Origin of the sequence: Vibrio sp. Vb1729 (genome assembly GCF_033338655.1) — a bacterium.
Taxonomy (GTDB): domain Bacteria; phylum Pseudomonadota; class Gammaproteobacteria; order Enterobacterales; family Vibrionaceae; genus Vibrio; species Vibrio alginolyticus.
This window is the reverse complement of sequence record NZ_JAWOTB010000044.1, coordinates 168,541-187,397: the sequence shown is the minus strand read 5'-3', so window position 1 is coordinate 187,397 and position 18,857 is coordinate 168,541. Positions and strand designations below refer to the sequence as shown.

Sequence of the window (18,857 nt, the reverse complement as noted above, 5' to 3'; positions counted from 1 at the left end):
ATAATGAGCATAAATATTCAGTTTTGAAGCCTAAAAAGTGCGTCAGATCACGTTGTGACGATAATAATGGTTATCTGTGTTGATAATTTTGTACATGGTTTGTAGGGTTTGTGTTAAATAAATTGAACACGGACATATCATGGCAGATACACACAAACCCATCATTGGTGTGGTTAGCTGCGCTAAAGAGTTGGGTGGCTATCAGATACAAGCGGTCAACGACTTTTACCTTCGCGCCATAAAGGATTTTGGAGGACTACCGATTATGTTGGCTCCCGACATGTCGGTCGATGACGTAACCACCATCCTAGACATATGTGATGGTTTTCTTTTTCCTGGCAGCCACTCTAACGTTGCGCCACATCGATACAATGCAACGCACGAAGAGAGCTACAAAGATGAAGCTCGTGATGAGCTCTCATTCACGTTAATTCGTCATGCGGTTGACCAAAACATTCCGTGCCTTGGTATTTGCCGCGGCTTTCAAGAGATGAATGTCGCACTTGGTGGCTCGTTAAACCCAGCCGTTCATGACTCCGGCTTCAATGACCATCGTGAAGCGCCTGTTGAAGATTTCGAACAAAAATACGCGCCAGCACACGCTGTGCTAGTTCAAAAGCAGAGCTTATTTGAACAATGGCTGGCGCAAAATCATTGGGAAAATACCACCTTCTTTGAAGTGAACACACTACACAACCAAGGCGTCGATCAGCTTGCTCCTCTATTACAAGTAGAAGCTAAAGCCCCGGATGGCTTGGTAGAAGCATTTAGTCTTCCTAATCAAAAATTTTTCGTTGGCGTGCAGTGGCACCCAGAATGGGAAGCAAAAACCAATCATTTCTCTCAAATTTTGTTCAATGAATTTATGATGGCTACCTCTCGTTAAACGTTTGGAGCTGTATGAATGGACAATCAAGAGATTGGTAAAAATATTGTTCAGTTACGAAAAAAACATGGATTGTCACAAAGGGAACTAGCCGAGCGCGCTGGTATTACCCACAGTGCAATCTCATCCATTGAAAATGGCAAAGTGAGCCCGTCGGTCAGCTCACTACAAAAAATCGTTAATGTATTTTCTTTATCGTTATCAGAGTTTTTCACTTTTGAACAACCTTCGAACGATGAAGTGAAAGTAGTCATCAAGCCGTCAGATCTTGTGGAAATCGGGAGCGAGACGGTGTCCATGAAACTGGTAACGAATGGTGACAAAGATCAAGTCATCGGATTCTTGATCGAGGAATACGCACCTTATGGAACCACTGGTGCGGCAGAAATCAAACACGAAGGCGAAGAGATTGGCACCGTATTAGAGGGTGAAATCACTCTGGAATATAAAGGGCAATCTCATGTCATAACAGCGGGCGAGTCGTACATTATTGATACGACGAAGCCCCATCGATTTACAAATCACACAGACAAGGCTTGTCGAATGATAAGTGCGCATACGCCAACCACATTTTAGTGGGGGCTTGCCTTGTGTGATCACAAGGAGAGCGTATGAAAACCCAAGAGCAATGGATTGAACTAAAAAACAATCTAAACATCGAAAACAGGGCGTACATTAACGGTGAATACAGTGCCGCTTTAACAGGGCAAACCATCCCGGTAGTTAACCCAGCAACAGATGAGATATTCACCGAAATCGCCCGTTGCCAAAATGAAGATGTTGATCTCGCGGTTTCATACGCTCGCCAAGCATTTCAATCCGGTCAGTGGAGCGAGAGCAGCCCAGCTTATCGCAAAGCAGTGCTTAAACAGTTTGCTGACTTGATTGATCAAAACCAAGAAGAATTGGCTCTGCTAGAAACGCTTGATACCGGTAAGCCTATCTCTCACAGCTTCTCTACCGATATCCCTGGTGCGGCGAGTGCATTACGCTGGTACGCAGAAGCAATCGACAAAGTATACGGCGAAGTTGCCCCAACCGAAAAAGATGTACACGCTTTTATTTCTCATCAACCAATTGGTGTGGTTGCTGCGGTTGTACCGTGGAACTTCCCCCTTTGGCTTGCGTGCTGGAAGCTTGGTCCTGCTTTAGCCGCTGGTAACAGCGTGATTCTAAAACCGTCAGAAAAATCTTCTCTCACCGCGATATTTCTAGGTCAACTTGCTTCTCAAACGGGCTTACCAACAGGCGTTTTCCAAGTCGTTACGGGTTTTGGTCATGAAGCTGGCGACGCGCTGGCGAAACACCAAGACGTAGACTGCATCGCCTTCACAGGCTCGACGCGCATTGCAGGCCAACTGATGGTCAGATCGGGTGAGAGCAACCTAAAGCGCGTGTTTGCAGAAGCGGGCGGCAAGAACGCGAACATCGTGTTTGAAGATTGTGATGATTTAGACCGCGCAGCAGCAGAAACCGCCGCAGGGTGTTTCTACAACCAAGGTGAGGTGTGCGTCGCGGCAACCCGCCTGCTTGTTCACGAAAGCATCAAAGAGCAGTTTATAGAAAAAGTTATTCAAGCGTCGAAAGCGTTCACGCCAAAAGACCCAATGGACCCAAGTTCATCAATGGGTGCGCTCATCGACCAAGATCATAAATCAAAAGTATTGGAATACATCTCGTTAGGTGAATCAGAAGGTGCAAACGTACGTTGTGGCGGCGATGTCGATGGGCCGGGCGCATTTGTTTCCCCAACCATTTTAGACAACGTCGACAACAAGATGCGTGTCGCCCAAGAGGAAATTTTTGGTCCGGTGCTGTGTGTCATTCCATTCAAAGACGAAGCGCAAGCAATTGAGATTGCCAACGACTCGAAGTACGGCTTAGGCGCGGCACTCTGGAGTAGCAATATCAACCGCGTTCATCGCGTAGCAAAACGACTGCAAGCCGGCTCGGTTTGGGTTAACAACTACAACGAAGGTGATATGACGGTCCCATTTGGTGGATTCAAAATGAGCGGAAACGGTCGAGACAAGTCTCTCCACGCGATTGAAAAATTCACCGAAACCAAAACCACTTGGATTCGCCTCCATCCTTAAGACTGCTGACGATTACGATAAATAAAGGAATAGTTCTATGAACAAGCATACGGATTCGTTCTACGCGCACTCTGTGCCAAACATGCCGGAATACCCACAGTTGCAAAACGACATCGAGTGCGATGTGTGTGTAGTCGGTGCGGGATTCTCTGGTCTTTCTTCTGCACTGCACCTAGCGGAAAAAGGTTTTAAAGTTGTTGTGCTAGAAAGCGCAAAAGTGGGCTTTGGGGCAACTGGTCGTAACGGCGGCCAAATCGTTAATAGCTACAGCCGAGATGTTGACGTGATTGAAAGCCGTTACGACCAAAACCAAGCCAAAGCTCTGTGCGATATGATTTTTGAAGGCGGCGATATCATCCGTGGTCTGATCGACAAATACGACATCAACTGTGATTACAAGCAAGGTGGTTTGTTCACGGCACTGAACAGTAAACAACTCAAAGGGCTAGAAGAACATAAGAAGAACTGGGAGCGTTACGGCAACGACCAACTGACTCTGCTTGACGCAGGAGAGGTAGAACAAGCGGTAGGTACGAAAGTGTACACTGGCGGTTTGCTGGATATGCGCGGTGGTCATATTCACCCACTGAAACTGGCATTAGGTGAAGCCGCTGCGCTCATTTCTCTAGGTGGTCAAATCTTTGAGCAGTCGGCGGTCGTGTCGATTGACAAAGGGATCAACCCAGTAGTGAAAACGGCGAAAGGCAGCGTGAAGAGCAAGTACGTGGTACTGGCAGGTAACGCCTACCTTGGTGGTTTGGCACCAAACATCAGCAACAAAGCGATTCCGTGTGGCACACAAGTGGTGGCGACTCAGCCTTTGAGTGATGATGAGCAGCTAAAACAAGTGCTGACCAGTGACTACTGCGTTGAGGACTGTAACTACTTGCTTGACTACTTCCGCTTAACCGCCGACAAGCGTTTGTTGTTCGGAGGCGGCGTGGTTTACGGCGCACGTGACCCAGAAAACATCGAAGCACTGATCCGTCCGAAGATGGAAAAAGTCTTCCCACAATTGAAAGGCATTAAGATCGATTACACCTGGACGGGTAACTTCTTGCTGACTTACTCACGCATGCCGCAATTTGGCTCGTTTGCAGACAACATTTACTACCTCCAAGGCTACAGCGGTCACGGTGTAACGTGTACTCATCTAGCAGGCAAGTTGTTGGCAGAAGCATTGACCGGACACGCTGAACGTTTCGATGCGTTTGCTGCACTGAAACATTACTCCTTCCCAGGTGGCCGCCACTTCCAAATTCCGTTTACGGCAATGGGTGCGGCTTACTACAACCTACGTGACAAACTGGCGATTTAAGAGATAAGGAATATCCAATGAGCAAAGTAGTGAAATTTGCAGCCCTTCAACTGACGAAAAGCTGGGATCTAGAAGACAACTTAGCCAAAGCAAAAAAGGCGATTCGTGAAGCAGCACAAAACGGTGCGAACGTGATTCTTCCGCAAGAGCTGTTCGCTGCGCCTTACTTCTGCAAAAAACAAGAAGCAAAGTATTTCGAGCTTGCGGAAGAAACGGAGAATTGCCGTCTCATTAAAGAGATGAGCGCTCTGGCGAAAGAACTCGGCGTGGTTATTCCTGTTAGCTACTTTGAAAAAGCGGGCAACACGTTTTTTAACTCGCTAGTAATGATAGATGCCGATGGCACGGTACTAGATAACTACCGCAAGTCACACATTCCTGACGGCCCGGGCTACAGCGAGAAGTACTACTTTAGCCCTGGCGATACCGGTTTCAAAGTGTGGCAAACCAAGTTCGGTAAGTTCGGTGCTGGCATTTGCTGGGATCAATGGTTTCCAGAGCTTGCACGCAGTTTGGCTCTACACGGGGCTGAAGCGATTTTCTACCCAACTGCAATCGGTTCTGAGCCTCAAGATCCAACGTTGGATTCACGTGATCACTGGCAACGTACAATGCAAGGTCACTCGGCAGCAAACCTCGTTCCAGTCATCGCGTCAAACCGAGTAGGTACTGAGGTCGATGACGGTATCGAGACCACGTTCTACGGCTCTTCTTTTATCACTGACCACACTGGTGCAAAAATTGCCGAAGCACCACGTGAAGGTGAAACCATCATTTACGCAGAAATCGATCTCGCTGCGATAGCGAAAGCGCGTCATGCGTGGGGCTTGTTCCGCGACCGTCGTCCAGACCTTTACACCAGCGTTGGTAAGCTAGCTGTTTAAAGAGGCGTTAGTATGAAGTTATCGACAACACCAGCGCAAGATGGCTTCTATTTTCCGGCTGAGTTTCAGCCGGTTAGTGAAGTTTGGCTAGCGTGGCCAGAAAGGAAAGACAACTGGCGTGATGACGCATTACCCGCGCAAGAGACTTTCGCCAGAATCGCGAACTTAATCGCGGAAGTGACCAAGGTGTGCGTGGCGGTATGCTCGCACAACTTTGACCGAGCGCGTCAAATGCTCCATTCAGACGTACGTTTGGTGGAAATCCCATTTAACGATGCGTGGATGCGCGATATTGGGCCGACCGTGCTTGTGAATCAGGCGGGTGAGCGCCGTGGGATTAGTTGGCAATTTAACGCGTGGGGCGGCGAATACAACGGGCTTTACGATAACTGGCAGCAGGACGATCTTGTCGCTGGCTCGGTGTGCGACATCATCGGTATTGATTATTACCGCGCACCGTTTGTACTTGAAGGTGGGGCGATTCACACCGATGGTGAAGGCACCCTTTACACCACAGAGGAGTGCTTACTCAGCCCAGGACGTAATCCGCAGTTGAGCAAAGCGCAAATCGAAGAGCAGTTAAAGGCGTACCTCGGTATCGAAAAAGTCATTTGGTTGCCAAATGGTTTATTCAATGACGAAACAGACGGCCATGTTGACAACCTGATGCACGTTATCGCACCGGGTAAGGTGGTACTGAGTTGGACCGATGACCCAAGTGATCCGCAATACGCGTTGTCTCGTCAAGCGGAACAAGTACTGAAATCTCAGCACGATGCGAAAGGGCGCAATATTGAAATTGTCCGTTTGCCATTACCGGGTCCGTTGCATTACAGCGAGCGCGAAGCCAATGGCATTGACGCCAGTTCGGGAATGAGTCGACAAGCTGGCGAACGCCTAAGTGCCTCTTATGCGAACTTTCTTATCGTCAACGAGCATGTGTTCTTGCCGATGCTGGACGAAGAGACCGACGCTATGGCGATCGATATTTTGCAAAACGCGATGCCGGAATACCAAATCATCGCGATACCGTCGAGAGAGGTTCTACTCGGCGGAGGGAACATTCACTGTATTACGCAGCAGATCCCTGCTTAAACATGAACTCGCCGCTGGCTTAGCGGCGATGATGAGTTGTCAAAAGGAATGACCATGCAACAGATACAAAACCAAAGCCTTGTTTCGTTTATGGTAGCGAATCCACAACAGGGCATTGCAGTGACTAATCCGGCGACCGGAGAACTCCTCGGGTACGCACCAGTTTCAACCGAAAACGACATTTTAAATGGCATTGAACGTGCCAGTGTGGCGCAGAAAGAGTGGGCGGCACTGCCAGCAAAAATGCGTGCTGGCATGCTCAATCGTTGGTTCCAACTCCTGTTAGAAAACAAAGCCGACCTTGGCCGTTTGATGACGTTAGAGCAAGGTAAGCCGCTAGCGGAAGCTCAAGGTGAAGTGCTTTACGGCGCGAGCTTTATCGAATGGTTTGCTGAAGAAGCGAAGCGTACCTACGGTGAGACGATTCCTGCGCCAAGTGCGGACAAGCGTTTGGTGACCATCAAACAGCCAATTGGTGTCGCCTGTGCGATTACACCTTGGAACTTCCCAATTGCGATGATCACGCGCAAAGCAGGGCCAGCTTTAGCAGCAGGCTGTAGCTTTGTGGTAAAACCATCTGAATCTACGCCGCTGTCTGCGTTTGCGGTTGCAGAGCTTGCCTATCAAGCGGGTATCCCACGCGATGTGCTGCAAGTGGTATTGGGGGAAAACTCCCGTCAGGTCGGTGCTATCTTCACTTCACACCCGTTGATTCGTAAGTTGTCTTTCACTGGCTCTACTCAAGTCGGTAGCGTGCTGATGCAGCAAAGCGCGGCTGACATCAAACGTACCTCAATGGAGCTCGGTGGCAACGCGCCATTTATCGTATTCGATGATGCGGATATTGATGCAGCTGTGGCAGGCGCGATGGCGTCGAAATTCCGTAACGCAGGTCAAACGTGTGTTTGTGCGAACCGTTTCTATGTACACAGCAAAGTGTATGACGAATTCGTTGCTAAGTTTGACGCTGCGGTTCAGCAGCTCAAAGTTGGTAACGGATTGGAAGAGGGGGTCAACATTGGTCCAGTGATCAGCGAGTCAGCGAAGCAAGGCATTCAGACGCTTATTGATGGTGCTATCGAGCAAGGCGCGAAGCCGGTTTCAGAGCTTAAAAAGCTCGATGGTCTATTTATGCAGCCAGTGGTTCTCAAAGACGTTACTCACGACATGAAGATTGTTTCCGAGGAAATCTTTGGCCCTGTCGCGCCAGTGATTCGTTTTGACAGCGACGAACAGCTAGTCGAAATGGCGAACGACACCATCTACGGTCTCGCGTCGTACTTCTACAGCCAAAACATTCACCGTGTTTGGAAAATCGCAGAAGCGCTCGAATACGGCATGGTCGGCATTAACGAAGGTATGATCTCTACTGAAGTGGCTCCTTTCGGTGGTGTTAAGCAGTCCGGTATCGGACGTGAAGGTGCAAAACAAGGTATCGATGAATACATGGACGTGAAATATCTCTGCTTTGGCGGCAACTAATTAAGGACAAAACAATGACAAACCAACAACTACACGAAAGAAGAAGCCAAGTTATCGCTCAAGGTATGGGCGCACTGTACCCACTTTACGTCGAGAAAGCAGAAAACGCTTACGTATGGGATATTGAAGGCAATAAATACATCGACTTTGCAGCGGGCATCGCGGTAACTAACACCGGGCATTCTCACAAGCGCATTAGCGAAGCGGTAAAAGCTCAGCTGGACAATTTCTCACACACGTGTGCGATGGTTACGCCATACGCGTCATTCGTAGAGCTGGCTGAAAAGCTGACAGAACTTGCACCGGGTGAGACTAAGAAGAAAGCGATCTTTCTAACCACTGGCGCCGAGGCGGTCGAAAACGCAGTGAAAGTAGCGCGCGCTCATACTGGTCGTAGCGGCGTGATAGCGTTCAAAGGCGGCTTTCACGGTCGCACAAATATGACGATGGGGTTAACCGGTAAAGTAGCGCCGTACAAAGCAGGTTTTGGTCCTTTCCCGAATGAAATCTACCACGCGCCGTACCCAAATGCGTTCCACGGCATCAGCATTGAGCAAAGCTTACAAGCGATCGACGACCTATTTGCGTGCGATATTGAACCTTCACGCGTTGCGGCGATCATCTTCGAGCCAGTACAAGGCGAGGGCGGCTTCTACAAAGCACCTGAAGCGTTTGCACAAGGCTTGCGTCAGCTGTGTGATAAGCACGGTATTATGCTGATTGCCGATGAAATCCAAACGGGTTTTGCTCGTACCGGTAAAATGTTTGCAACAGAATACCTAGGCATTGAACCTGACCTAATGACAATGGCGAAAGGCATTGCTGGTGGTTTCCCAATCTCAGCGGTAGTTGGGAAAGCGGATGTGATGGATTCTGCACTACCTGGTGGTTTAGGTGGCACTTATGCGGGCTCGCCACTTGGCTGTGTTGCTGGTCTTGAAGTACTGAAAATTATCGAAGAAGAAGACTTGTGTGCTAAAGCAATGGGTATCGGTGAAGTGGTCAATGCTCGTATGACAAAACTGCAACAGTCAGTGCCTGCTATCGGTGAAATCCGTACTACAGGTGCGATGATGGCGATTGAATTTACTGATCCTGAAACGGGTGAGCCGCTACAAGAGATGACCAAAGCGGTGATTTCTAAAGCGCAAGAAAATGATCTGATTTTGCTTTCTTGTGGGGTAAAAGCGAACGTGATTCGCTTGTTGCCGCCGCTAACCATTGAGCCTGAAGTGCTTAGTGAAGGTTTAGATAAGTTGGAAAAAGTGATTCTTGAAGTGGCGTAATTCACGCGCTTTTAAATAGCAATAACAAATCAAGGAAGCGGTTGGTATCAATCGTTTCCTTTTTGTTTTTTAGCGTATCTGCTGCCTATCTAAAAAGTATTGCTCAAGCTCCAAGTCGTCACTTTTATTACGGATGACTTAACAATTGGGCTCGTTCTTACTTTCCACTTAGTCGCTACTTTGTTCTCCTCGAATGTGGTTTGGTGCTCACATTCTAAATCCCGACATCTGAAAGCCACTTGAGTCTATAATTTTATTGAGCGTCATTCCTCACTTTTTGGACTATAAAAATGAGATAGTATTCATATCCCACTTAGGTTGCTTGACAGATTAGCAGGACGAACTTTGATAACAAAGAATACAAGGTATGCCATTTTACTCGGCTTAGTTCCCATCGCCATATTTGTAGTGGCCTTTCATTCGATAACCAACTTTTACGTCAACTCGGTAAAAGCGTCGAAAATAGATGCTTACGTAGATTATTTAAATCAAAGGTCTGCCTATTTGGACGGAGCAATAGTGAAGCAGATTGCTCAGTTAGATTTTACTTGTAGTGATAGTGATGTAAGAACTTTACGCGACCCACGTTTTTATAACCGTTACATTCGTTTTATTGCGATGACCACAGAAGGCGGAAAAACGTGTTCCACGGTTGGTAGTGAAGTGTCTCGCCCATCTAGTAGTGAACGATTTCAGATGGATGAAAACTTTTTCGCATCACTTATTTTGCCGCAACAGAATGACCAAATAGAGTGGATGGTCATTTATGATAATGAACACGTTGAAGTCTTCTGGGTACTTGATAACAGTTGGGTTAACGAGGTAATAAAAACGCCTTGCAAAGACTGCCTATTTGTAGAGTTTAAGTATGATGAACCAATATTTGGTGATTTAACGATAAGCCGTGGCAAAGCGAATATTGCAGGAGAAGAAAACGCACTGTCAAAAGAGTTTTTCTTTTCAGGAGAGTCTCAAGCCAACATGCTCATCAAGATATACAGCGGTGAAAAACTTAAAAATTATGCTCAGGAAAGAGTACTTTTGTGGGGCGGTCTTGTAAGTGTGCTTGCTGGTCTTGTGACTGCCTTTGCATACATATCTGGTAAAAGCTTGAGAAAATCCATTACAGGTCTAATTGAAAATGGGATTAGTAATACAGAATTTATTCCTTACTACCAGGCGATTGTCGATAGTCGCGATGGTAAGACAGTAGGATATGAAGCTCTGATTCGATGGTCGCGACGTGATGGAATGGTGCCACCAAATATGTTTATTGGTGCTGCAGAAGAAAGTGGCCTGATTATCCCGATGACCAATCAGCTTATTCGTAAAATCATACAAGACTTAAGTGACTTGCCCGAGCATACGTGGGTCAGCATCAATATTGTTTCCTCCCATTTAGAGTCAGGCGTATTAACGAAGTTGCTGTCGGAGTTAAATTGGCCAATCTCGAATAGAATTCATTTTGAGTTGACCGAGAGAATACCAGTAAAAGACACTGAGGCCGCGAAAAAAGAGATTTTGTATTTAACGAATAAAGGCTACAAGTTCAAAATTGACGATTTTGGTACCGGATATGGTGGCTTTTCTTACCTACAAGATTTGGGCATCCGGTGTGTAAAAGTGGATAAGATGTTCATTGATCCAATAGGATCTGACGATCAAAAGTTGAAAGTGCTGGACTCAATTGTGTCTGCAGCGAACAAAGCGGAATGTGAGATGATTGCAGAAGGTGTAGAGAGCCAGGCTCAAGTCGAATATCTGGCTCAGCATGCGATTTACCTTATTCAAGGTTATGTTTACGCTAAACCAGAGCCCCTGACTAACCTTGCAAGCGCTTAACAGCCATAATGTCAAAACGTACCGTTTTAAAGGTGTCAGTTGCCTAGGTTAGCGCTGATTTCTGCTGATGGGGTTACACTTGAGGATTCCTAACACTCTCATTACTTCTAGAGTGTTAGGAATTAACGTTACTTAGGAGGAGAGTGCGGCTCTTTTCGTTTTGATTGACGTAATGAGCTGAGGTAGTAATGACATTACGATCATTCCTAGCATTAAGCTGTATTGCAGAGGAGTGAACGTTTCCCCCAATAGCAGTAGGCCCGAAACAATGCCTGCGACTGGGTTTGCAATACCACCAAAGGTAAAATCTACGACCGACATCCGCTGTAATAACCATACATACATGCCATACCCTAATGCGGTGTTCAGAATAACTACCCACAGTAACCCTAGAATATTCGTCATGGATACGTCCTGAACGACCGTAACATATGGCTCTGGATTGTTTATCGCCAGCACACTTGTTGCGATAGACATAATCACGCCACCCAAAATGAGCTGCCATGTTAGCACTGTCCACCAGTGCATTTTTGTACCTAGTGACTTTGTTACGCTACTTCCTATCACGATGCACATAATGGCGGAGATCATCGCAAGTAAGCCCACGGGTTCGAGAGAAATAGAGCTAGGATCAAATAAGAACCAAGCTAAAGCAATCAAAGTTGCGCCGCTTATCGCTTGAATGCCACTAGGCTGACGTTTGTAGACCGCCCAACCAAACAGCATCGCAAAAACGGGGACCGAAACCATACCAACACCAGAGATGGCAGAAGGAAGCGTCAACGCCATGACAAAAATGAGACCAAAGAAGCAAGCGATGTTGATGGTTCCTAAAACAAGCAGCACTTTCCACTCACTTCTTTTTGGAAACGAGGGCTTTATTGCCAGCAACAAAAGACCCGCAGGCAGTGCCCTTAGAGCACCAAGTAAAACGGGAGGCCAGTCCGGTAGAGTAAACTGAGTAACAGCATAAGTCGTCCCCCAAAAAAAGGCAGGAATCATCGCAAGTAAAATGTTCATGTTAAATATCTTTATGTAGAGATAATTAAATGTAACGATATCGGCAAGGTGGCTTTTTGTAAAGTATCTTTATGTTAAAATAAAAAATATATGATGTTTGGAGAGAAATAATGGATGCAATTGATAGAGTGGTAGAGCAGTGGGCTAGGGAGAAGCCAGACCTCGACACTGAACCGATGGCAATAATGGGTCGACTAATGCGAATTGCAAAACACATGGAATCTAGGGTCGCCGAGCTACATAAGAAGTACGATCTGAAAATGGGTGAATTTGATGTGTTAGCGACACTGCGTCGAGCTGGTTCACCATATTGTCTTACTCCCTCAGCGTTAATAGAATCAATGATGCTCACTTCGGGTGCGATGACCAATCGCTTAGATAAACTAGAGAAGAAAGGGTTTATTACCAGAACCCATAGCAAAGAAGACCGACGTAGCGTCACCGTTGAACTAACAGAGCAAGGCTTAACCTTAATTGACAAGCTAATTTTGGAGCATGTAGACGTTCAGCAATCGTTATTGCATGGTTTAGAAGGCAATGAAAAAGAGCAGGTTAACCAGGCGTTAAAATTGCTATTGCCACAATTTGAGTGAGAACGCAGAAGGAGGTAGGGGATATGAAAAGCAAAGAACTAGAACAATACTTAAGTACCTTCATGTGTGCAGAAAGTGATTTCCCATTTGGGCCTGAAGCGCTTGTATACAAAATCAAAGGCAAGATGTTTGCCATCATTGCAGAGAGAAACGGTCGGGAGTATGTCAGCGTAAAAGTAAAACCAGAAGATGGAGAAGTCTTAACGTCGCAGTTTACGGATATTATCCCGGGTTATCACTTAAATAAGCGTCATTGGATAACGGTTTATTTTAACGGTGATGTCGAGGATGGGTTGATTCAAGATTTGTGTGAACGCTCTTATGCTCTTGTCGTTGCCAAGCTGCCGAAAGCACAACGAGCGTTGCTTGGTGAGTAATCGGCAACGCACTGGCCTCTGTTGTCTTGTCGCTCGTTGCTCGTAGCCTTTACGGAAAAATTCGCACCTTTTTCATCCTCGGGCTATATAAGAATAAGAAGGTGGAAAAGGGGAATGATATGCGAGCATTATCTGAATGGCTAAAAGAATATGGTGAGAGTCACCAAAACCCTATCAACCAAAAGATTCACACAATCGCAGTTCCAGGTATTTACCTTTCTGTGGTTGGACTTATTTGGTCGATTCCCCAGATTTCATTATTAGGCTTCGAACTTAATTGGGTTTGGGTAGCGGTGATCCCCACTTGGGTTTTCTATTTTCGTTTGTCTCTGAGCGTATTCATGATGATGATCGGCTACACATTAGCGTGCATTGGCCTTATTTGGTCTCTAGAGGTATTGATGTTGCCCGTTCTGCATATTTCTATGCTTTTGTTTGGCGTATTGTGGATATTGCAATTTATCGGTCACAAGATTGAAGGTAAAAAACCGTCGTTTTTTGAGGATTTACAGTTTCTACTCATCGGCCCGATTTGGGTGTTCAGAAAACACTAGCGATAAGCAAAATCAGGCATCATCCGAATGACACAAGACATATAACGTTCAGAGATTATGTAGCTCTTACTACAGAATACCTCTCCTTCTTATTGCCACGACAAGCATTCACTTTAGATACGCACTATGATTAAAGAGGTGCCAACGCACTTTACGCTATCGAGATGCTTAAACTTACGGCAAGTTTACTTTAGGGGGGGATGAATGTACGATCGACAATATAAATATGCCTATTGGAGAGAAGAGCGTAAAAAAGGCAAATGGCACTATATATTAAAGTCCTTCTTTATGATTTGTTGTGCATTACTGCTTGGTAAAGTCATCGGTTTGTTCATTTTTGGAGAGCTGCATTCTTTAAGCGACATTTGGGAACAACTCCCTGCGGATGTTTTTATTATGATGCTCGTGGGCTTTCCAATTAGTGTCCTTGGTTGGTACCACGAAGAGTCAAAGTTTTTCCGGGCACTGCGACGCAAAGAAAAGCGGTTAAAAGGCAATCAAAATAAACCGAAATAGAGTAACCTTTGTCTCTGTTTGGATTGCCACTTACCTATCTGATCGATTCTATCCCTTCCAGTTGTTTAGCGTTTAGTTACGTGTTGCAAAAAGCCTTCTTAATACAACAAACAGCCCCCAGTGTTGTGGAAGTTGGTACTGTAAGAAACATTAAAAAACGAAGTTGAGCATTAGCGTATAAAGGCTCGCACTGTCATCCTTTGGGGCTGATGAAAACGCGCCAGAGCTATTATTGTAGGCGTTGAACCTTTGCCATTCTGCGTTTAGGGAAACGTTGTAATCTAGATCGTATCTCAATCCGAGTAAGAAACTGTCTCCACTTTTTTTATCCCGACTATTAAACTGCTGACCGTAAACAATATAAGGAGTCAGCTTGTTTACATTATAACTTGTTGTCGCGTACCAAGATGAGGAAAGATTGCTGGTCTGTCCTTCTGCCATAATCACAATGTTATCGAGCTCGTATCTTAACCCTAGAGAGAACAGATCGATCGTGTTGTTTTTTTCTGTTTCAACTAGACGGTCAATGATTGTGGTTCCGCCACCGGGAGTGGACTGCTCAATGTTAGAGAGCGTCGTTGTTTGATCATAATCGCCGTGGAGGTAGGAAAAATTCCAACGATAGCTCTCTCCGCTTAGCGTTAAGTTCATCCCTGCAGTATTGTTTGACTCAATTTCCAATTCAGTACGTTCATTGATGGTTACGTCACTATTGTCTTTAAACCCGACAAACGGCATGGCAGTAAGTACGACTTGCTCATTGAGGTCATGAATCCAGCGTGCAGATAGGCCGTTATAAGCCGTGATACCTAGAATGCTGTCATATACCTCATTCGGTGGGCGGGCTTGGGTAAAAGCGTGGCCGACATAGTTGTACTCAGACATCAAAAACAGTGGCAGTCTTAAGCGTCCTCCTCGTATTTCTATGTTTTGATAGGTATAAGCCAAATACGCCCACTCGAGCTGAGGCGAGCTCCAATGGTCTTGCGGGCGCTTTACGACTTGTGCGGATGCCCGAAATGCCTTGTGAAAATAATCGAGCTGCATGCCGAAAGTGGTATCGCAATCGAAACAAGATTCATCGCCAATAAAGCGGTTAACTAGTAACGTAGTTGGGTTATCGGATTTTGCCCACGAAGTAGAGCCAAAACCACTTAAAGAAAGTTGTTCTGTTAGTTCAATCGTGGCTGAGCTCGGAAAGGTCGCGATACTCAGCGATAACATGGTTAAATATTTTTTCATATCAATTCTCCGAGCTAACCACACATAAAACATGAGCATTACTAGGGACGCTCGATGTTGGGGCATAACCAATTCTATTGGGCTTCTCTTGCATCCATGCTATGAGGTCATCAATGCTGGAGCGTGCAATCACTTTTGGCGGTCTAGCTTTACCTGAAAAAGACAAGCTTGCCCAATGCGCGTTCATTTGCGCTAAATTTTTGTTGAGAAGATAACGATAGAACTCAGCTCTTTCTGTTGATGTCGCAGGCCAGTCAGAGAGTTCAATTCGCTGGCCTTGTAAAAGTTGCGTCTTCCCTCTGTACAACTTTCGCGCTTTATTGACAGTGAGCGGAGAGAATTCGTCATTAAATGAGAAAACGGCGTAGCTCTCTGCAGCGAGAGCTTGGCAATTTAATGAAAGAAGGGCAATCAGAATAAACAGATAGCGTTTTATGTAACGCAAAGGAAAAGCAACGCGAGAATGATTTCTACTCATAGAATCCACCTACATTGCTTGTTCAATTTGATACAACAGTTTTTCTTTGCGCACAGGCTTTGGTACGTAGGCATCCATTCCTGAATCAAAGCAGCGTTGAATATCATCATCAACGACGCTTGCTGTTAATGCGATAATGGGCGTCTTAGCTAATCCTTTACTCGCTTCATAAGCTCTAATTTGCCTAGAAGCTTCAAACCCATCCATTATGGGCATCATGCAATCCATCAAAATAACATCAAACTTTCCATCTTTTTGGAACATTTCGACTGCAATTTGTCCGTTTTCTGCGACTTCGAATTGATAGCCTGCTTTAGATAGCAATAGAGAAGCCACTTTCTGGTTCACTCTATTGTCTTCGACAAGCAAGATACGTTCGGAGCGAATAGGCGTTACCGTTGCTTCTGGTTGCTCTGAACTCGCAGGTAGTTTATGAGTTGTATCGAGAGTAGTGTTCTCTTGGTGTGGTTCAGCAGGCGTCGTGTTGGAAACACGTAACCCAATTGCCTTATCTAACTTCTCTTTAAGCAACCCTGCTTTAAACGGTTTGGGCACATAGTCATCCATTCCAACGTCAAAGCATTTTTGTATATCGTCATCGACCACACTTGCCGTTAGAGCAATAATCGGAATTCTGAAAGCGCGTTTTTCTTTTACTTCTATTTGACGAATTATTTGGGTGGCTTCAAATCCATCCATTACGGGCATCATGCAGTCCATTAAAATTAGGCTGTATTGATTCTGTTGAAATTTCTCAACCGCTTCTTGTCCGTTTACTGCGACATCAAAGTCGAAGCCAGCTTTTGTGACGTGTAGCCCCGCGATTTTTTGATTGACCGTATTGTCATCAACGACCAAAATTTTCGGCAAAGATTTAACATGTTGCGCTGAAATGCTCTCTTGTTGTGCGTGCGAGAAATTTGCCGCACAACTTTCAAGTGCTTTAATTAAGCGCTGCCCTAGTAGTGGCTGAGTGACCAAGGCGCTGATACTGCTTCTAAAGTCGAATTGTGGGCTATGAAGGTGCTTGATGAGGCAGACACGAATGTTTCGTTTACAAAGGCTTTCTATCTCATCGATATGCATCGCCGCTGCATTTGGTGATCCTTCTACATGAATAACGATAACGCGCTCGTTATCAATCCACGTTGGCAACGCACTTAAGGTATCTACTGACTGCGTTATATTGATGTTGAAAAAACTTAACTCGTTACGCAGTTTTTGTTCTAGTTGAGTACTGCTGCATACAATCCATATGTCGTTGTGATTCAGAGCGTGATAAGCGTTAAACTCTTGCGTCACAACAGGAGCAGTTAGTTCAAAGAAGAAGCGACTGCCTTTACCTTTCTCGGATTCAAGTTGAATTTCTCCACCCATTAGCTCAACTAATTGCGTGCTAATGGCAAGCCCAAGTCCAGTTCCCCCAAATTGTCGGGTAGTAGAGTTATCCTCTTGGGCAAATGGAGCAAATATTTTCTTTTGCTGCTGGGCATCAATACCAATCCCAGAATCTTTAACGGAAAACTCGATGACCGCTTCACCATTTTTTATTTCGCGGGTGATGACCGATAGCTCTACACTGCCTTGTTCGGTAAATTTTACCGCGTTAGACATGAAGTTCATGACAACTTGGCGTATACGATGGTCATCCAACATTACGTGGTAAGGCGTGTTACGGCTAATGTTGACTTGCACATCGATGCCTTTTTCCTTTGCTTTCGGTGAAATGATAGAAGCAATGTCATAGATAGACTCTCGAACACAAGTTGAATGTGGGCTAATGAGCAACATCCCAGATTCAATTTTTGAGAAGTCTAGAACGTCATTAATTAAACTCAAAAGCAGTTGGGAGGAGGTTTCAATCGTATCGACGTAATCGCGTTGTGTGGCAGTCAGGGAAGTATCGGATAAGACTTCAGAGATACCAATAACGCCATTTAGCGGCGTGCGGATCTCGTGGGACATGTTGGCCAAAAAGCTACTTTTGGCTTTACTCGCCTTAATTGCATCATCTTTTGCTTGTTCTGCATCTTCTTTAGCTTGTGTGAGCTTTAGTCTGGACAACATCCGCTCATCACTAAGCTTTTTTACCTCTCGAGCAAACTTACTCAGCTCGTCTTTACCCTTTATTAGTTGAGCAAGAGGTGAATTTTCAGTGTTACTTTGTTCATTGCTTTCGTTACTGAGAAATTTGAGGACTAGATTCAAGTTTCCAGTAACTTTTCGCACCAATCTTAGCGTTAAACTTACGACCAACAGCGTTAAAAGGCTCATCATTGCGATAAAGGTAAAGCGGTGCTGTGTCGTCGTGTTGATTGTCTTTGATATATCATCACTCAGCTGCTGTTCCATTTTGTCGTCAACACTTTGTAATAACGATAAGCGTTTGTTGAGTGCAGATAACCCCGCATCAATCTCATCCGGGGTTAATGATTTGAGTTGAGCTGGTTGCAATAAATAAGCACGAAACTCTTGGCTTTTGATAAAGACTTCACCCGTAAACGTCTCAATGAGCAGATCTACTTGTTGTTGATTGGCATTTAGCGTCACAAAACGCTCTAGAAATAGTTGTTGGTTCTGGATTAAAGATTGGATAGAAGCCTGTGTTGTGAGGTCATACTCGTTATTTTCCTCTGAAGATCGAATCAAATATTCGCTTAATCTATGCTCTTCAGTGGACCAAAACATCAACCATTCAAGTTGCATCAAAGAAGAAAGGTGAGTGTTTGTTTCATAACTCACATTTCTAAAATAGACTTTGTCTAAGCTCATGAGGATTTCTTTGAACGTATCAGCGCGCCACTCTGCCGCATCTAACTTTTCTTCTTGATTTTGCGAAGAGAGCATCGAGAGGGTTGCTTCCTCAAAGCTTGTCAACTGGTTTAGTATCTCAGCGTTTTCACCGAATACTGGTGCTGCAGTGTCGCGTAACAATTGAGATATCTGCTGAGTTTTTAGTTGCTTATCTATTACATCAGGGTTATTCGGTAGGTGATAAAGCGAAGATACGCGGTCTATGTAGACAGAGAATAACTGTGCTTTTTGTAGTTCCTGAGCCTGGATAGAAAGGCTTTGTACATGTTTACCCGCGAGGACAAGCAACAATAAAATTGGCAGCAAAACCAACCCAAATAGCTTTTGTTTTACCGACAGGTTGTTCCAAGAAAAGATTCCTACCACGCGCATTT

At 45.4% G+C, this 18,857-nt stretch carries 17 protein-coding genes; 13 read left to right on the top strand and 4 right to left on the bottom strand.

Features of this window, described 5'->3' with window-relative positions:
• Positions 1-139: 139 nt before the first annotated feature.
• From R7E29_RS17510 to R7E29_RS17470, 9 genes are all read left to right on the top strand, one after another.
• Positions 140-886, top strand: a complete 747-nt coding sequence (locus R7E29_RS17510; protein WP_042522527.1) for a gamma-glutamyl-gamma-aminobutyrate hydrolase family protein — start codon at positions 140-142, stop codon at positions 884-886.
• A gap of 18 nt (positions 887-904) precedes the next feature.
• The gene (gene puuR / locus R7E29_RS17505; RefSeq protein WP_005377813.1) at positions 905-1,462 is read left to right on the top strand and encodes an HTH-type transcriptional regulator PuuR; all 558 of its coding nucleotides are present in this window, start codon (positions 905-907) and stop codon (positions 1,460-1,462) included.
• Positions 1,463-1,497: 35 nt separating this feature from the next.
• Positions 1,498-2,982 carry an aldehyde dehydrogenase gene (locus R7E29_RS17500; RefSeq protein WP_054576462.1) on the top strand — a complete coding sequence of 495 codons (1,485 nt, stop codon included), beginning with the start codon at positions 1,498-1,500 and terminating at the stop codon, positions 2,980-2,982.
• A gap of 37 nt (positions 2,983-3,019) precedes the next feature.
• Entirely contained in the window at positions 3,020-4,300 is a 1,281-nt protein-coding gene (locus R7E29_RS17495; RefSeq protein WP_054576463.1) for an NAD(P)/FAD-dependent oxidoreductase, read from the top strand.
• A gap of 17 nt (positions 4,301-4,317) precedes the next feature.
• On the top strand, positions 4,318-5,184 hold the full coding sequence (gene aguB / locus R7E29_RS17490; protein ID WP_033905196.1) for an N-carbamoylputrescine amidase: 867 nt from the start codon (positions 4,318-4,320) through the stop codon (positions 5,182-5,184).
• A 12-nt stretch (positions 5,185-5,196) separates the two neighbouring features.
• Entirely contained in the window at positions 5,197-6,279 is a 1,083-nt protein-coding gene (gene aguA / locus R7E29_RS17485; protein WP_054576464.1) for an agmatine deiminase, read from the top strand.
• A 54-nt stretch (positions 6,280-6,333) separates the two neighbouring features.
• Entirely contained in the window at positions 6,334-7,761 is a 1,428-nt protein-coding gene (locus R7E29_RS17480) for an NAD-dependent succinate-semialdehyde dehydrogenase (protein WP_017633980.1), read from the top strand.
• 14 nt (positions 7,762-7,775) lie between these two features.
• The gene (gene gabT, locus R7E29_RS17475; RefSeq protein WP_017633981.1) at positions 7,776-9,047 is read left to right on the top strand and encodes a 4-aminobutyrate--2-oxoglutarate transaminase; all 1,272 of its coding nucleotides are present in this window, start codon (positions 7,776-7,778) and stop codon (positions 9,045-9,047) included.
• A 345-nt stretch (positions 9,048-9,392) separates the two neighbouring features.
• Positions 9,393-10,889: an EAL domain-containing protein gene (locus R7E29_RS17470; protein WP_031777195.1), complete on the top strand. Its 1,497-nt coding sequence runs from the start codon at positions 9,393-9,395 to the stop codon at positions 10,887-10,889.
• 132 nt (positions 10,890-11,021) lie between these two features.
• On the opposite strand, the gene R7E29_RS17465 is transcribed toward R7E29_RS17470, so the two are convergent.
• On the bottom strand, positions 11,022-11,909 hold the full coding sequence (locus tag R7E29_RS17465) for a DMT family transporter (protein ID WP_017820923.1): 888 nt from the start codon (positions 11,907-11,909) through the stop codon (positions 11,022-11,024).
• Between the two features lie 110 nt (positions 11,910-12,019).
• Here R7E29_RS17465 and R7E29_RS17460 point away from each other — a divergent pair, with 110 nt between their 5' ends.
• From R7E29_RS17460 to R7E29_RS17445, 4 genes are all read left to right on the top strand, one after another.
• Positions 12,020-12,502, top strand: a complete 483-nt coding sequence (locus R7E29_RS17460; RefSeq protein ID WP_017633984.1) for a MarR family winged helix-turn-helix transcriptional regulator — start codon at positions 12,020-12,022, stop codon at positions 12,500-12,502.
• Between the two features lie 23 nt (positions 12,503-12,525).
• Positions 12,526-12,879 (top strand): MmcQ/YjbR family DNA-binding protein, encoded by a 354-nt coding sequence (locus R7E29_RS17455; protein ID WP_017633985.1) that lies wholly within the window; start codon positions 12,526-12,528, stop codon positions 12,877-12,879.
• Positions 12,880-12,998: 119 nt separating this feature from the next.
• Positions 12,999-13,433, top strand: coding sequence for a DUF962 domain-containing protein (locus R7E29_RS17450; protein ID WP_005377800.1), 435 nt, complete (start codon positions 12,999-13,001; stop codon positions 13,431-13,433).
• A 204-nt stretch (positions 13,434-13,637) separates the two neighbouring features.
• Positions 13,638-13,949 (top strand): hypothetical protein, encoded by a 312-nt coding sequence (locus tag R7E29_RS17445; RefSeq protein ID WP_005377799.1) that lies wholly within the window; start codon positions 13,638-13,640, stop codon positions 13,947-13,949.
• 150 nt (positions 13,950-14,099) lie between these two features.
• Here the strand turns inward: R7E29_RS17445 and R7E29_RS17440 are convergent, their stop codons facing one another.
• From R7E29_RS17440 to R7E29_RS17430, 3 genes are read right to left on the bottom strand one after another with little or no spacing between them, the layout of a single operon-like run.
• Positions 14,100-15,191, bottom strand: coding sequence for a hypothetical protein (locus tag R7E29_RS17440; RefSeq protein WP_025766727.1), 1,092 nt, complete (start codon positions 15,189-15,191; stop codon positions 14,100-14,102).
• 1 nt (position 15,192) lies between these two features.
• Positions 15,193-15,669, bottom strand: a complete 477-nt coding sequence (locus R7E29_RS17435) for a hypothetical protein (protein ID WP_017633987.1) — start codon at positions 15,667-15,669, stop codon at positions 15,193-15,195.
• 9 nt (positions 15,670-15,678) lie between these two features.
• Complete coding sequence (locus R7E29_RS17430; protein ID WP_080773706.1) at positions 15,679-18,855, bottom strand: response regulator; 3,177 nt, start codon at positions 18,853-18,855, stop codon at positions 15,679-15,681.
• Positions 18,856-18,857 lie beyond the last annotated feature (2 nt).

Coding starts and splice junctions, on each gene's coding strand:
- R7E29_RS17510 (WP_042522527.1), top strand. CDS start 140: ATGGCAGATACACACAAACCCATCATTGGTGTGGTTAGCTGCGCTAAA.
- puuR (WP_005377813.1), top strand. CDS start 905: ATGGACAATCAAGAGATTGGTAAAAATATTGTTCAGTTACGAAAAAAA.
- R7E29_RS17500 (WP_054576462.1), top strand. CDS start 1,498: ATGAAAACCCAAGAGCAATGGATTGAACTAAAAAACAATCTAAACATC.
- R7E29_RS17495 (WP_054576463.1), top strand. CDS start 3,020: ATGAACAAGCATACGGATTCGTTCTACGCGCACTCTGTGCCAAACATG.
- aguB (WP_033905196.1), top strand. CDS start 4,318: ATGAGCAAAGTAGTGAAATTTGCAGCCCTTCAACTGACGAAAAGCTGG.
- aguA (WP_054576464.1), top strand. CDS start 5,197: ATGAAGTTATCGACAACACCAGCGCAAGATGGCTTCTATTTTCCGGCT.
- R7E29_RS17480 (WP_017633980.1), top strand. CDS start 6,334: ATGCAACAGATACAAAACCAAAGCCTTGTTTCGTTTATGGTAGCGAAT.
- gabT (WP_017633981.1), top strand. CDS start 7,776: ATGACAAACCAACAACTACACGAAAGAAGAAGCCAAGTTATCGCTCAA.
- R7E29_RS17465 (WP_017820923.1), bottom strand. CDS start 11,909: ATGAACATTTTACTTGCGATGATTCCTGCCTTTTTTTGGGGGACGACT.
- R7E29_RS17460 (WP_017633984.1), top strand. CDS start 12,020: ATGGATGCAATTGATAGAGTGGTAGAGCAGTGGGCTAGGGAGAAGCCA.
- R7E29_RS17455 (WP_017633985.1), top strand. CDS start 12,526: ATGAAAAGCAAAGAACTAGAACAATACTTAAGTACCTTCATGTGTGCA.
- R7E29_RS17450 (WP_005377800.1), top strand. CDS start 12,999: ATGCGAGCATTATCTGAATGGCTAAAAGAATATGGTGAGAGTCACCAA.
- R7E29_RS17445 (WP_005377799.1), top strand. CDS start 13,638: ATGTACGATCGACAATATAAATATGCCTATTGGAGAGAAGAGCGTAAA.
- R7E29_RS17440 (WP_025766727.1), bottom strand. CDS start 15,191: ATGAAAAAATATTTAACCATGTTATCGCTGAGTATCGCGACCTTTCCG.
- R7E29_RS17435 (WP_017633987.1), bottom strand. CDS start 15,669: ATGAGTAGAAATCATTCTCGCGTTGCTTTTCCTTTGCGTTACATAAAA.
- R7E29_RS17430 (WP_080773706.1), bottom strand. CDS start 18,855: ATGCGCGTGGTAGGAATCTTTTCTTGGAACAACCTGTCGGTAAAACAA.